Here is a 14,356-nt window from a genome sequence, read left to right as displayed (position 1 = left end):
TAGTGGTGGGGTGATCACCAAAAGTGGCGAGGCCGGCGACGGCCGCGACGCCGGCAGGTCGGGTCCTGAAGGCGCCGGTGACGAAGAGGCACAGGTCATCGTGGTGGGGGCGGGGCCGGCGGGTTCCGCCGCCGCGGTGCACCTCGCGCGAGCGGGTGTGGACGTGCTGCTCCTGGAGAAGTCCGGTTTCCCCCGGGAGAAGGTGTGTGGCGACGGGCTGACACCGCGCAGCGTGTACCAGTTGGTGCGGATGGGCATCGACATCGACGCACCGGGGTGGATGCGCAACAAGGGCATGCGCTGGGTCTGCGGCGGCCACCAGGCGGAGATCGACTGGCCGCGTCTGGGTGCCCTGCCCGATTTCGGACTCACCCGCAGCCGGCACGACTTCGACGACCTGCTCGCCGCTCACGCCCGCGCCACCGGAGCGCGCCTCCGTACCCACGTGAAGGTGACGGGCCCGCTGACCGACCGGGCAGGGCACGTCATCGGCGTGTCCGCCTCCCGCGGACCGGAGAAGGAGCCGGTCCGCTACCGGGCGCCGTTGGTGATCGCCGCCGACGGCGCCTCGGCGCGCACGACTCTCGGCCTGGGGTTCGAACGAGACGACAAGAGGCCCGTCGCGGCCGCTGCCCGCCGGTACTACCGCAGTGAGGCCCGTACGCACGACCCCTACCTGGAACTCTGGGCCGACCTGCGCTGTCCTCGCATCGGACGGGATCTGCCCGGATACGGATGGGTGTTCCCCCTGGGGGACGGGCGTGTCAACGTGGGCCTCGGTGTCCTGCCGCAGCGACGGCGGCGCAGGCCGGTGGACCTGCGAGCGGCACTGGACCACTGGCTGCCCCGCCTGCCCGCGGACTGGGGGCTGTCCGAAGAGACCGCCGACTCGCCCCTGCGCAGCGCGCCGCTGCCGATGGGACTGAACCGACGCCCGCAGTACCGACGGGGCGTGCTGCTCGTGGGCGACAGCGCCGGCATGGTCAGTCCGTGGAGCGGCGAGGGCATCGCCCAGGCCATGGAGGCCGCCGAGGTGGCGGCGGACATCATCGCCCTGGCACTGGCCCGCCCGGCCGGACCGCGCCGGGAACACGCGTTGCACCAGTACCCGGCCGAGATCCGGCGCCGATGGGCGCGCTACTACCGGCTGGGCAACCTCGCCGGGGATCTGGTCTTCTCGCGCTACGGCTTCCGGCCCGTCCTGCACCCGCGTGTGATGGCCTCACCCCACGTGCTGCGCACCCTGGCCCGCCTGCTCACCCATGTGACCGATGAGCCCGCACAGGACACCATCGACGCAGTCCTCCACGGGCTGCTGCGCCTCGTCCCCGCTCCACGGAGGTAGACCGCTCGCCGACGCCCCCGGACTCCGGCGTTCCCGGGGCTCAGACGCGGACGATGACGAGGGCGATGTCGTCGCGGGCTCCGCTGGCGACGCCGAGACGCACGAGCAGCGCGTCGGCCAGCTGATCCGGGTCGAGGCCGGCGAGGTCGCCCAGGGCGGTGGTGAGCCGGTCCAGTCCGGTGTCGATGTCCTCCTCGCGGCGTTCGATCAGTCCGTCGGTGTAGAGGACGAGGGTGTCACCCGCGTGGTACGGGGTGCCGGCCTGCGGCCGGGGAACGTGCTCGGGTCGGGCTCCCAGTGGCGGGTCGGTGGCCTGGTCCAACAGCTCGCACGTGCCGTCCGCGTGCAGCAGCACCGGCGGAGGGTGACCCGCACTGGAGTAGACGAGCAGCTTGGAGCGGGTGTCCACGAGCACGCTGACCGCGGTCGCGGCCAGCGCGCCGTCCACGGAGCGGGCGTACATGCCCAGCACTTCCAGGGCCCCGGCCGGCCCGGGCACCGCCCGACTGGCCGCGGACAGCGCGCTGCGGAGCATGCCCATGACGGTGGCAGCCTCAAGCCCGTGCCCGACGACGTCGCCCACGGCGACGGTGAACCGCCCCTCGGCCAGGTCGACGGCGTCGTACCAGTCGCCGCACACGTTGAGCGAACCGACCGCCGGTAGATAGCGCACCGCCACGTCACTGTGCCGAGCCAGATCCGGGGAGTGCAGCATCGCCTCCTGCAAGGTGACGGCGACCTCCCGCTCCCGGGCGTGCGCCGCCCGCAGCTGCTCGTTCAGCCGCTGCAGCTCCCGCGCGCGGGCATACAGCTCGGCCTCCATCCCCTCCTCGCGCTCCGTGGTCCGGCCCTCCTCGTTCCGGCCCTGGAACCGGCGGGAGCGCATGAACGCCGTCACGTCCTCCACGCGGTGGATGATCCACGCGACCCGCCCGTCCGCGTTCTTGACCGGGGTGTTCACGGGGGACCACCAGCGTTCCTCGAACACACCGGGCTGCGAGGCGACGGGGATGTCGTACTTCTGCACCGCCATGGTGTCGGCCTCACCGGTGGCCAGCACCCGCCCCAGCGACGCCCCGAGGTTCCTCACTCCGTCCGCGCCCGGGTCGGCGGGATTGTCGGGGAACGCGTCGAAGACGTGCTGCCCGAGCAGATCCTCCCGGGTGCGGCCGGTCGCCCGCAGGTACGCCTCGTTGACATCCACGATCACCAGATCCGGTGCCAGCACCAGATACGGGCTGGGCGTCGCGGCGAACAACGCACCGTGGTCGATCTCCGGCCTCACAGACCTTCCGATCCTCGCTTGAGAGGGCCCCTCCGCCCAGCGTACGCAGCGCTCCGACCGACCGCGCCCCAGCAGCCCGTCCGGCGGGACCGGCCGCCGTCACCCGGGCACTCCACTGCGGTGGCCGGGTCGGTGGGGTGGGCGTTGCATGGGAGGCAGCGCGGTCCACCCGTCTCGTCGAAATGGGCGTTCACACAGTGGCTGGTGAAGATCACCCGGACAGCCGGTCCGCCCCCGAGGAGCTGGAGGGCGCTGTACTGGACGCGCTCTTCTCCCAGTCGCCCATGGGCCTGCACGTGTACGACCAGGAGCTGCGTCTGGTACGGGTGAACACGGCGGCCCGACTGATGCCGGAGTTCCCGTTCGACCGGTTGATCGGCCTTACGCTGCCGGAGATCCTGCGGGCCTTCGACATCACCGACCCCGCGGCCGTGGAACGGGCCGCTCACCGGGTGCTGGAGACCGGCGTGCCCGAGCTCGACATGACCATCCGGTTCCGCGACCGCAGTGTCCCTCCGGTCGAGACCGTCACCTCGGCGTCCGCGTTCCGCCTGCAGCGGGCCGACGGCACCGTGCTGGGGCTGGCTACCGCGCTGACCGACATCACCGCCCGGGTGCGGGCCGAAGCGGAGGTGCGCCTGCAGAACGAGGCGGCCGCGCGGATCGGGACGACGCTCGACATCTTCCGTACGGCGGCCGAGTTCTGCGAGGTCGTCTCACCGGCTCTGGCCGACACCGTGACCGTCGACGTCTACGACGTGGTCCTGTGCGGCCGGGCTCCCCACGCGGACGCCCTCGAACGGGATCAGACCGTTCGACGCGTGGGATACCGCTCGGTCGCCGGACCGGACCAGCAGGGCGTCCCCGCCGTCGGCGAGGTGGACGTGTACCCACCCGGCACGCCGTACCGAACCGCCCTGGACACCCTGGCCCCGAAGCTGATCCGGCGACTGCGCCCGGACACCCCCTGGCTCGATCCACGACGTCGGCGGCATGCCCGGATCCTGAGCGCGGGGGCGCATTCCATGCTGCTGGTTCCGATCCGAGCGCGGGGTGTGGTGCTCGGCCTGGCCTGTTTCTACCGCTGGCGCGAACCGGCGCCGTTCGACGACCGGCACCTGAGGCTCGCGCAGCAGCTCACCATGCTCGCGGGCCAGTGCCTGGACAACGCTCGCCTCTACGGGCGTGAGCGCTCGGCCGCCCGCATTCTCTCCGGTGGATTCGCCCAGGCACAGGCATCCGTCGTGACGGCCGTCGAACTCGCCCGCACCCACCTGCCCGTCGGCACGGGCGGCGGCTGGTCCGACGCCATCTCCCTCTCCGGGTCCAGGGTCGCCCTCGTGGCCGGGGACACCACGTCCGGGGTGTCGTGTCCGGCGGCGATGAGCGAGCTTCGCGCGGCGATCGAGGCGCTGGCCGACCTCGACCTGCCACCGGACGACATCCTCCAGCGTCTTCACGACCTCGCCAGTCGCCCGAACACCCCGCCGGACACGGCCGCACCCGATACCGGTGACGGAACGCCCGCCACCTGCCTCTGCCTCGTCTACGATCCGGTCACCCGCCTGTGCACCGCGGCGAGCGCGGGACACCCGTCACCGGTTCTGGTGCATCCGGGCGGCGCAGTCGAACTGCTGGATGTCGCGGCCGGACCTCCTCTCGGGCAGGGCCTCGCGGAGTACGCGCTCACGGAACGCGTCCTGCCCGAAGGGAGCACCCTGCTGATCTGCAACACCGCTCTGCTGGCCGCGGCCGGCGGCCGGGAGTCGCTCCTGAGCCGGCTGACCGAGCTGTTCGCCGAACCGCAGCCCTCGCTTCAGGCCGCGTGCGACAGGTCTGCCGAGGCCCTCACGCCCGAGCGGCCGCTTCGCGACGCCTATCTGTTGCTGGCCCGCACCCGCACGTTGGGCGACTCCCGGACGAAGGCGTGGACGTTTCCCAACAGTCCGGAGAGCGCCGGGCAGGCGCGCAGGAGAGCCGTGGTCCAACTCGCGGAATGGGGACTGGCCCAGGACGTCATCGACGACACCGCCCTCGTCGTCAGTGAGCTGGTCACCAACTCCGTGCGCTACGCGAAGGGGCCGATCCAGTTGCGCCTCATCCGCGACGGCACGCTCGTGTGCGAGGTCACCGACGACAGCAGCGCCAGTCCGCACCTTCGCCGCGCCCTCGGCACGGACGAGAACGGCCGGGGTCTGTTCATCACCGCCCACCTCACCCAGCGCTGGGGCGTGAGGCCCTCAGGACGAGGCAAGACCCTCTGGGCGGCACGCACCCTCCCAACGCCTCCGCCCCTCGGGCCCACCCCCACTGCCGAGGCGTGACGCGGACGAGGCTGCCGAGAGGCGCCTTCCGAGCCGGCATGCCGGACATCGTCCCGCACTTCCGGCACACGCCCGGTCGGGCAAGGAAGTACGGTGGCACACAGCCCATGGCTGGGCCTCGTGGTCGCCTCCCACGCCATGCTGTTCGGCGTGCTCGGCCGGCTGAGCGGTCCGTGATGCTCCGAGCACCCAGGCCCTGCGTGCAAGGGCGGCTGAGGATGCGTCGGCTCTGCCTCGTCACGCCCAGCTCTGACGACGGCGCCAGAAAGCGTGCCTGGTTGCGCGTCGCTGAAGTCGCCGAGGGGCAACTGCCGTCGGACGCCACTGGGTTCCGGCTGGGGCTCGAGGACAGCGCGGGGGCCAGGGCTTGGGTCGATTCCGACTCCGTGGGTGGTGTCCCGCGCCCGTTCGACCGCCCGGACATGATCAAGACCATGCTCAAGACCCTGCGGTTCCGCCCCGAGTGCTTCCTGGCCACGAACCCTGCCCTCCGGCTTGATCGCATCCAGGCGGTCCTCATCGAGTACAACCGCCGAGGACGCCGCGCCCTGGCCTTCGACGACCTCCAGCTGGTCAAGCCGCTCTGAAGGAGCATCATCAGATGACGAACGACCCCGGTGAGCTCGAACCTCCAGCGCCGCGAGCACGCCACGAGCTCCCGGACGTGCTGTCGATCGACACCCGGTCGATCCGCTACGAGCCGCCCCAGTTCCGTAACTTCCGCTCGGCGCTGTCCGAGGGCGGGGACGTGGTGGAATTCCTGGTGGAAACCGACGCTCCCATCCCGGCTCGCGCACTCGGCCCGGCCCTGCAAATCGGCACCACGCTCGTGGTCGAGGTCGTCGAGGTGGACTCCACCCACTACCGCTTCCTTGCTTTCGACCCCGAACGCCTGGCACCGGGAGCCCGGGTCGGCCTCTGCTGGAGCGGAGACCCCGAGACCGTTCGTTCGACCTCGTTCCGTTACGAGGGAGTTGGCTGAGCCGCCATCAGGCCTTGCCCGGGCGCAAGCGTTCGGTCCGCCGGGAACCCGAACGGGACGGCTCGGTCCGTGAAGGCGTGCCGTCCCCCGGCGGTGAAGCGCACGGAACCCGAGAGGGTATCGCCGGCCGACACGATGACGAGGAGGGTCCCTCCGATGGACTGGGCCCTCCGTTTACCGCCTCATTGAGCAGTCCATGCCGGAGTGGGACCGCGTCAGCCGAGGTGAGGCCCCTGCGGACCGAGCCGGGGTTTTGGCCCGTGACTGGTTCAGAAGCGCTGGTCAGGAGGGGGACATCGGTGGGATGAAGTGGGAGTTTCGGTGTAGACGCAACCCCTCCTTGGGTGAGGCTCGCGAGAGGCGCCTGACGGGCAAAGCCCAGGCCAGGCGCCTTTTCGTGGCTTCAGAAGAAGCCGAGCCTCTTCGGGGAGTACGAGCCGAGGAGGTTCGGTTGTCAGTGCCGCCGGTCCCGTGACCGCTCGTCGGCGAGGCTTGGGCACGGCGTGGCTCCCGCCCTGGGCTCGTTCTCGCTGAAGCACCCCTCGTGCCCGGGAGGTTGAGCGCGCGCGGCGGAGGCGGGGGGGTTCGGCTGCTGCACGGGGGCCGAGATCCCTTACGGCTGGTGACGAAGGGAATTCACGAGGTAGTAAATAGGTGAATCCCAAACTGAATCGCCGTCAATAGGCTCGGCATGCATATCTCGATTCTATAACGAGATCCCCGGAAAGGCCTGGACCTTTCGTCACCGAGTCTCCAACTCTCCTTCCTTTTAAAGAAATTGATTGTTCATCAGATCTACCACGAAAGTAACGGTCTGATATCTCGACGGCCATTCCCGTTTGCCCGAATTCTCCACCGTGCGCGTCTGGCAGGCTTCCGCCACCCACTCCTCCGACCAAGGATTTGAGGTGCGCATGACCAGACATCGCAGGAAGCGTGAACACAGACGCAAGCCCAGGGGGTTGATGTTCGCCACCGTCGCCGTGGCGTCAGCGGCGGTGATCGCGGCAGGTTTCGCCTACGCCGGCATAGGGGGTGACGCTCAGGCAGGGGCGCCCGCAGGGGGCATACCCGCGCAGGCCGGGGCCGCGACGGCACCCCTCGCGCCGGCCGCCGTGCCGGCCAGGGACGAGGAACCGGAGCCCATTGTCGGGAAGCCCGCCAACGACACCCGGCGGGGCATGGTCTACGACGGGCTCAAGGCGGCCGCCAAGGGCGACCGTTGTACGGGTGTCTACCGTACGGACGCCGGACTGTGCACCCATGGGCCCGACGCTCCGCCCAAGGGCGTGGACATCAAGGCGGACGTGGCTCCGGCCGTGAGCGCCAAGACGCCCCCGCCCGGACGCCGGCAGGACGCGCCCGCCGCCGACGCCGCCGGGGCCAGGACCGCGGCCGCCGCGGCTCCGGAGCCGGCCGCGACGTCCGGAAGTCAGGCCGTCGCCGCGGGCCCCTCGGGTCAGACCGTCCAGTGCGACGGTGACGGCAGCACCGGCAACCGCGTGCAGGTCGTGTACGTTCACGGCCCCGACCGCGATCGGTACGCCGAGTACGTCGCCTCGTTCCGCAAGTGGGCGGCCGACGCCGACCTCATCTACGCGGCGAGCGCCAAGGAGACCGGCGGTGTACGGCACATCCGCTATGTGACCGCGGCCGACTGCACGCCGACCGTGCTCAACATCGAGCTTTCGGCGTCCGCGCTCGCCGAGTTCAGCGCCACCAACAGGGCGCTCGCCGACAAGGGCCTCAACCGGCGCGACCGCAAGTACATGATCTTCGCGGACGCCAAGGTCTACTGTGGCATCGGTACCTTCGCGGGTGACGAACGACCGGGCCAGAACAACCAGAGCAACTTCGGCCCCTCCTACGGACGCACCGACGCGGGCTGCTGGGGCGGCCATACCGCGGCCCACGAACTGGGGCACAATCTCGGCGCGGTCAACAACAGCGCGCCCAACACCAGTCGCGGCGCGCACTGCACGGACGAGTACGACGTCATGTGCTACTCGGACACCCCGTACTACCCCCAGATGCGGTACGTGTGTGCCAACCAGGCGGCCGAGAACATCCTGGACTGCAATCACGACGACTACTTCCACACCAACCCCAGGGCCGGCAGCTATCTGGCCACGCACTGGAACATCGCCGACAACCAGTTCCTGATGCGGTCCGGGGGCGGCTCCGGCCCCGCCCCGAACCCCAGCCCGACGCCCACCCCGACGCCTACGCCGACACCCACCCGGCAGCCCACCGGCGGCCCGGGCGTGACGGTCGGCCAGATCCAGTCCACGGCCGCCGTCGCGAGCTGGCCCCAGATCGACGGCGCCGCCTGGTACCAGGTCCTGCTGAACGGCAGGCACCTGACGTGGGTCCAGTCGCAGTCGCTGCGCATCTACAACCTCCGGCCCGGCACCGAGTACAAGGTCGCCGTCTCGATCCGCGACCGGTCCGGCCGCGACAGCGGGGCAGGAAAGACGACCTCCTTCCGTACAGCCGACGCGAGCGGCGGCACGACCACGCCCGGCAGCCGCTACACCCTCGGCAACGCGGGTACCGGCATGGCCGCCGAGGTCTGGGGCGGGCGCTCCGCCGACGGCACGGTGCTCGTCGGGGCGGGGGCCACCGGCTACGCCCAGCAGCAGTGGCTGTTCGACGACGCGGGCAGCGGCCTCGTCCGTATCCGCTCCGCCGTCTCCGGAAAGTGCCTGCAGACAGGCGGAGCCCCGGCCCAGGGCATGTGGATCGCCCAGCAGGCGTGCGGCAACGCCGCCACGCAGAGGTGGAAGCTGTCCAGCCGCAACGGAGCGATCACCGTGACCGACCCGAGCGGCGGCTACGCCCTGACGGTGAGCAACCGCCCGTACTACGGGAGCTGGCTGCTCGACATGCAGCGCACCAACGGCGGTGCGACCCAGTCGTGGACAGTCCAGAAGGTCGCCTGACTCCGGCCTGAACCTTGACGTCGATCTCCGGGTCGACCTGGCGCCGGTGGACGGCCACCGCGGCCGTTCACCGGCACCACCGCACCGCACCCACGTACCAGGAGCACCGCAACGATGCGTACACACCGCGGATTCCGCGCCGGCACGGGCTTCGGCCTCCTGCTCATGCTCTTCGCCCAGGTCCTGGCCCTGCCGACCACTGCCCAGGCCCACGGCGACACCATCAAGGTGGTGGTGACCGGCCAGCGAGACGGTCATGTCACGACCGAGATCACCTGGGAGAACGACGGAGACGCCGTCGACGAGACCGTCGCCGCCACGGTGAACGCGACCAGCCCCGACGGATCTCGTTCCATGGGTCCGTGGCCGCTGGTCCGCGACCCCGGCACACGTACGGGCTGGAGCACCGCCGATGTCCTCACCCCCGGCACGTGGAAGGTCACCGTCGACGTGGGCTTCCCCTCCCTCGGCCATGGAGAGGGGGAGGTTTCGGTCCCCGTGGTCGACCCATCACCGCCCGGTCCCCGCACGACTCCCACCACGTCCGCTCCGGTCCCCACGACGGCCGCCGCTCCGGTCCCGTCCGCTTCGGCGCCCGCGCCGTCCTCTCCCTCCGCGAGCCCGGCGGACGACCGGGAAGACCATACGGTCGGCTGGTCCGTGGCCGCTCTGGCCGGGCTCGCCCTTCTCGGTGCCGCAGTCGGCGTGCTCGTACGGCGAATCGTGCCCCGCAGGCGTTGAACGGGCCCCGGCCGGCCAGTGCGGCTCGATCGCGGCCCAGGGGAGATGCGGCCCCCTCCCTCAACAGGACGAGCGAGAGGCGGCTGACGGGCAAAAGCCCAGGTCAGGTGCCTCTCTTCGGGCCCCTGGAAGAAGCCGAGCTTCTTCGGTGAGTACGACACCAGCAGGTTCTTCGAGTGCTGGTGGTACACAAATGGGACGACGCTGACCAGCGTTGACGGCTGTCTTTGCGGAAGCGGCGGGACGCTGGCCCGTGAATGGCCCGGATCTTGGTCCGCAGCTGACCGGGGATGGTTGCGACAGGCGACAGGCGACAGGCGACGCGTGAGGGTCGGGGGCGGTGCGCTAGTAGCCGACATTTGTCGCACAGGAGGGGCTGGAGCCTGCGGGACCCGGAGGGCATGGCTACTCCGTGAACTGATGAGGCGCTACGGCAGGGGCTCGTGCCACTTCCTGCGGGAGCCGGGCTGGGCAGTGCGTTGGCTGCGACCTCTGCCCAGCCCGGAGTCGGCCGCCGAGCTGGAGATCGGTACCGTCCAGGCGGCATTGCCCGCGCGGCCGTCCGTGGCGGCGCCCCTCGTGCAGACCGTCAGTCCGAGCCGCATACGGGACCGGTGGACTGGTCCGGCAGATAGGCCGACCGCTCCTGTGGGGTGAGGTCACGGCCGACTGTCCGGCAGATGCCGGCGACCGCCTCAGCGGGCTCGGGGAGGGCGGTGTTCCACAGCCGTACGATGTTGTCGAGTCCGCCGGTGGCGAAGGTGTGGCCGTCGGGGCCGAACGCCACGCCGAACACCGCGTTGGTGTGCCCGATCAGGGTGACGAGGGGCTTGCGGGAGTCGGCGTCCCACACGCGGGTGGACTGGTCCATGCCGGCGGCGGCGACCATGCGTCCGTCGGGGCTGAACTCCACCGCCTGCACCTCGTCCCTGTGGCCGAGCAGGGTGGCACGGGGGGCTCCGGACGGGAAGTCCCACAGTCGGACGGTGCGGTCCGAGCTGCCCGAGGCGAGAGTGTGGCCGTCGGCGCTGAAGGCCACCGACGTCACCTGGCTCGTATGACCGACTAGGGTAGTGAGGAGTCTGGCTGTGGCCACGTCCCACAACCGGACGTGCGCGTCGCTGCCCGCAGTGGCGAGGGTGCGTCCGTCAGGACTGAAGGCCACCTCGTTGATCCCACTGGCCTGCTGCGTCAGGACGTCGACGCGCTTGCCCGTGTGTGGGTCCCACAAGACGACCGTACGATCGCCGGCGACCGACGCCAGGAGGTCGCCTCGGGGACTGAAGGCCACACCGTGCACCTCATCGGCGTGTTCGACGAGGGTCTTGCGGATCTCGCCGGTGTCCACGTCGATCAGCCGCACCTTGGTGTCAATGCTGCCGGTGGCGAGCGTGTGTCCGTCGGGGCTGAATGCCACCGAATGCACCCCGCCGCCGTGTCGGGCGACGGGCGCCCGAACCGTTCCGCGTGCCAGGTCCGTCAGCCGGACGTACCCAAGGGTGTCGCCGCTGGCGAGAATCTTCCCGGTGGGGTCGATCGCCACCTCGAGCACCCCGCCGGGATGCCCGGCCCGGGTGGCGCGTACCGCTCCGCTGGCGGTGTCCCACAGCCGCACCGTGCGGTCGATTCCTGCCGACGCGAGGATGCGCCCGTCCGGGCTGAACGCCACCGACTGCACGTCGTCGGTGTGGCCGAACAGGCTCGTGAGGGCCGCACCCGTGGCGGTGTCCCACAGCTGCACGACGTTGTCGCTGCCAGTGGCGAAGGTGCGTCCGTCCGGGCTGAAGGCCACCGATGACACAGCGCTGCCGCTCTCCGTACTGCGGGCCCCGCCGGAGGCTGTGTCCCACAGCTGCACCGTACCGTCCACGCCACCGACCGCAACGGTCGTCCCGACGCGGTTGAACGCGACCGAGTAGACCGGACCGGGATGGTCCAGCTTCCTCAGCTGACCTCCGGTGGCCGCGTCCCACATCAGCGCCGTACTGTCCGTGCCGCCGGAGACCAGGGTGCTGCTGTCGGGGCTGAACGTGATCGAGTACACGAGACCGGTGTGCCCGGGCAGGGTCTTGCGCAGCTCGCCGGTCTTCGCGTCCCTCAGACGCACCTTGGTGTCCGTGCCTCCGGTCGCCAGAGTGCGGCCGTCAGGGCTGAAGGCCACGGAGACCACCTGGCCGGCGCCTTCGTCCTGGATGGCGCGGGACTCGCCGGTGGTCGTGTTCCACAGCCGCACCGTGTCGTCGGCGTCGCCGGTCGCGAGGGTCCTGCCGTCGGGGCTGAACGCGGCCGAGTACACCTCGTTCGTGTGCTCCCTGCCGATAATGCGCGTCTTGCCAGCGTCCACGTCCCACAGACGCATCGTGCGATCGTCGCCGACCGTCGCGAGGGTCTTCCCGTCGGGGCCGAACGCCACGGTGCGGACCGTTTCGGTGTGTCCGGTCAGGCGCCGATGCTGCGGCAGAGACGCCGCATTCCGCAGGCTCTCCAAGGATTCGGCGTTGTGGCTCGTGCGGTATGCCTTGACGGCGAGGAGCGAGGCGAGTTCCGGATTCGTGGTGATGAGCTCGGTGGACTGCGCGGCCAGCTGCCGGGACAGGGCCGTCTCGCGAGCGTTGATGGCCGCCCGCCACTGCCAGAGGGCCCCGCCCACGGCCACCAGGGCGAGTACGAGCAGCGTCGCGAGGATGCTGTTGAGACGTCTGCTGCGCCGGATGACGGCGTGCTGGCGTTGCTTGCTCGCCGTGAGGAAGGCGGAGATGTCGCCCGGCAAATGGCGTTGACGCCCCCAGTCGAGGCCCTCCGCGAGTGCCGTTCCGGCCAGCAGGTCTCCAGGATCCTGCCCGTTGGCCCAGCGTGCGCGCCGCTCGCGCGTGCGCTCGAACCATTCCTGGAACAGACGTTCCTGGCCGACCCACTCGTGCAAGGTACGCCAGTCGCGGATCAACGCGTCATGGATCAGCTCGGCCACCGGGCGGCCGGGAGGGGCGTCGGGGCGGTCCTCCCCGGCGTTCCGGATCTGAGTGGTCACGATGCGGTGGTGCGTGAGGACGGCGAGGACCTCGTCGAATGCGCCGTCCGCGCCAGGCGTGCCGCCCTGATCGGCCGCCAGATCGCGCAGTTCGTCGAGAGGCACCTGCGCGCGAGTGGGGGGAATACGACGAACGGGGTCGTCCGGGCGCACCAGGGAGGTGAGAATCCGGCGGGCGACGGGCCGTTGCTCCGCTGACAGCGCGTCGAGAGCGGTGTCGCACCAGGTCGTCAGGGATCCGGTGGTCCCTCCGATACGCCGATACGCCTCGTGGGTGAGGTAGCCGTCATGGCGCCGCTCCCACAGCTGGCTGAGCGTGAGCTCCAGGAGCGGCAGGACGGTGGCGGGTACCTCGAGCGCCCCGGCGCCGTCGGGCGCTGTGGCCAGGACGTCCGTGATGATCTGCTCCGGCAGCCCTGCCTGGAACCGGAGCCGCACGTCCTCGGCAGGCAGCGTGACGATGTCGTGCAGGTCCTGCCGGGTGAGCGTGCTCGGGACGTTCAAGAGCCCTGGGGTTGCGGCTTCAAGCAGTTCGGGTGCCTGCGCGGCCAGTTGAGGGTAGAAGTCGTCGCGCATGACCAGGATCACGCTGAGCCGATCGTGCGATCCGGCAGCCGCGGCGATCTCGCCGGCGACCGACCGACTACTGCCCCGCCCATTCGTGCCGACCTGCGTGAAGACCTCCTCGAACTGGTCGACGACCAGGAGGACGCGGTCGCTCCGGCGGTGGGCCTCGAGGTGGTGGGCAACGGCCGCGGCGATCCCGGCCGTGGCCGCGCCGGGCAGCCCGGCGTGCTCGATCTCGGTCGGCAGGTCCTGCCTGGGCCGGACGACGAAGGTGGACCACCGGTCGCTGCCCGGCAGTTCGCCCGCGGCGACTGCACGCAGTACACCCGCTTGGATCAACGACGACTTGCCGGAGCCCGAAGGGCCGAGCAGCAGCGTGAGCCGTTGCCGGGCGAGGCTCGCCATGACCTGCCGTACCGCGTCCTGGCGGCCTTCGAACCACCGCGCCTGTTCGGCGGTGAACGACTCCAGACCGCGGTAGGGACACAACTCGCTCTCGACGAGCTCAGGAAGCAGCTCCCGCAGCGTCCGCGTCGGTGTGACGTACGCGATGTTCTGCCCACGCTCGTACGCGTCGGGGGCGGTGATCTCGGTGACCATTCCGACCACTAGGCCGGTCTCCTCGTCGAGGACCGGTCCGCCGCTGAACCCGGTGGTGAGGTCGTTGGCGCCGGTCAGCTGGAGCAGCTCGACCCCGCCCGGCGCGGCCGGCAGCACGTCACCGGCCACACCGAAGCCGAAGTGTCCCTCCTGCGGGGCCTGAACGGGGAAGCCGTAGGAACGCACCCGGTGACCGCGACTGCCCCCCCGCGGGCCCCAGCGCCACCGCCTCCGCCCCGGCAGGGACGCCGTCGAGGCGGACGAACGCCACGTCCTCGGCCTCGGGGTCACGCCACGGTCCTTCGAGGACCAGGCCGTCGAGCCGCTCCGCGCCGTCCAGCCGGGGGAAGGCCACCTCCAAGCGGTCACCGGGGCCGTGACCCGCGGCCCGCACCACATGCGCGCAGGTGGCGAGGAGGTCGCCGGCCACCAGGAATCCCGCCCCTGCCACGGTACCGTCAGGACCGAGCACCTGGGCCACGGCACACGGAAGTCGCGCCGCCCCTGACCCGTCCGACGACCCCGGCGTCCCGGCCAACGGG

At 70.8% G+C, this 14,356-nt stretch carries 9 protein-coding genes; 6 read left to right on the top strand and 3 right to left on the bottom strand.

Annotation, left to right across the window (positions count from 1 at the left end; translation table 11 throughout):
- The first annotated feature begins 97 nt into the window (after nt 1–97).
- A complete protein-coding gene (locus tag AB0E14_RS08700; protein ID WP_362414141.1) occupies nt 98–1,345 on the top strand; it encodes a geranylgeranyl reductase family protein in 1,248 nt (415 codons plus the stop codon).
- Between the two features lie 40 nt (nt 1,346–1,385).
- On the opposite strand, the gene AB0E14_RS08695 is transcribed toward AB0E14_RS08700, so the two are convergent.
- Complete coding sequence (locus AB0E14_RS08695) at nt 1,386–2,630, bottom strand: SpoIIE family protein phosphatase (RefSeq protein WP_362413948.1); 1,245 nt, start codon at nt 2,628–2,630, stop codon at nt 1,386–1,388.
- Between the two features lie 197 nt (nt 2,631–2,827).
- Here AB0E14_RS08695 and AB0E14_RS08690 point away from each other — a divergent pair, with 197 nt between their 5' ends.
- From AB0E14_RS08690 to AB0E14_RS08670, 5 genes are all read left to right on the top strand, one after another.
- The gene (locus AB0E14_RS08690) at nt 2,828–4,954 is read left to right on the top strand and encodes a SpoIIE family protein phosphatase (protein WP_362413946.1); all 2,127 of its coding nucleotides are present in this window, start codon (nt 2,828–2,830) and stop codon (nt 4,952–4,954) included.
- A 278-nt stretch (nt 4,955–5,232) separates the two neighbouring features.
- Nucleotides 5,233–5,541 carry a hypothetical protein gene (locus AB0E14_RS08685; RefSeq protein ID WP_362413944.1) on the top strand — a complete coding sequence of 103 codons (309 nt, stop codon included), beginning with the start codon at nt 5,233–5,235 and terminating at the stop codon, nt 5,539–5,541.
- 14 nt (nt 5,542–5,555) lie between these two features.
- Nucleotides 5,556–5,936 (top strand): hypothetical protein, encoded by a 381-nt coding sequence (locus AB0E14_RS08680; protein WP_362413942.1) that lies wholly within the window; start codon nt 5,556–5,558, stop codon nt 5,934–5,936.
- A 965-nt stretch (nt 5,937–6,901) separates the two neighbouring features.
- Nucleotides 6,902–8,878, top strand: coding sequence for an RICIN domain-containing protein (locus AB0E14_RS08675; protein ID WP_362413940.1), 1,977 nt, complete (start codon nt 6,902–6,904; stop codon nt 8,876–8,878).
- Nucleotides 8,879–8,992: 114 nt separating this feature from the next.
- Entirely contained in the window at nt 8,993–9,619 is a 627-nt protein-coding gene (locus tag AB0E14_RS08670) for a hypothetical protein (protein WP_362413938.1), read from the top strand.
- Between the two features lie 589 nt (nt 9,620–10,208).
- Here the strand turns inward: AB0E14_RS08670 and AB0E14_RS08665 are convergent.
- Together AB0E14_RS08665 and AB0E14_RS08660 are read right to left on the bottom strand one after the other, a co-directional pair.
- Entirely contained in the window at nt 10,209–14,000 is a 3,792-nt protein-coding gene (locus tag AB0E14_RS08665) for a WD40 repeat domain-containing protein (RefSeq protein ID WP_362413936.1), read from the bottom strand.
- Entirely contained in the window at nt 13,933–14,208 is a 276-nt protein-coding gene (locus AB0E14_RS08660) for a hypothetical protein (RefSeq protein WP_362414139.1), read from the bottom strand. The genes AB0E14_RS08665 and AB0E14_RS08660 overlap by 68 nt, the downstream gene beginning before the upstream one ends.
- Between the last annotated feature and the right edge of the window lie 148 nt (nt 14,209–14,356).

The organism is Streptomyces sp. NPDC047981 (assembly GCF_040653315.1).
Taxonomy (GTDB): Bacteria; Actinomycetota; Actinomycetes; order Streptomycetales; family Streptomycetaceae; genus Streptomyces.
The sequence above is the reverse complement of the archived record's forward strand: the minus strand, read 5'-3'. Positions and strand labels throughout refer to the sequence as shown.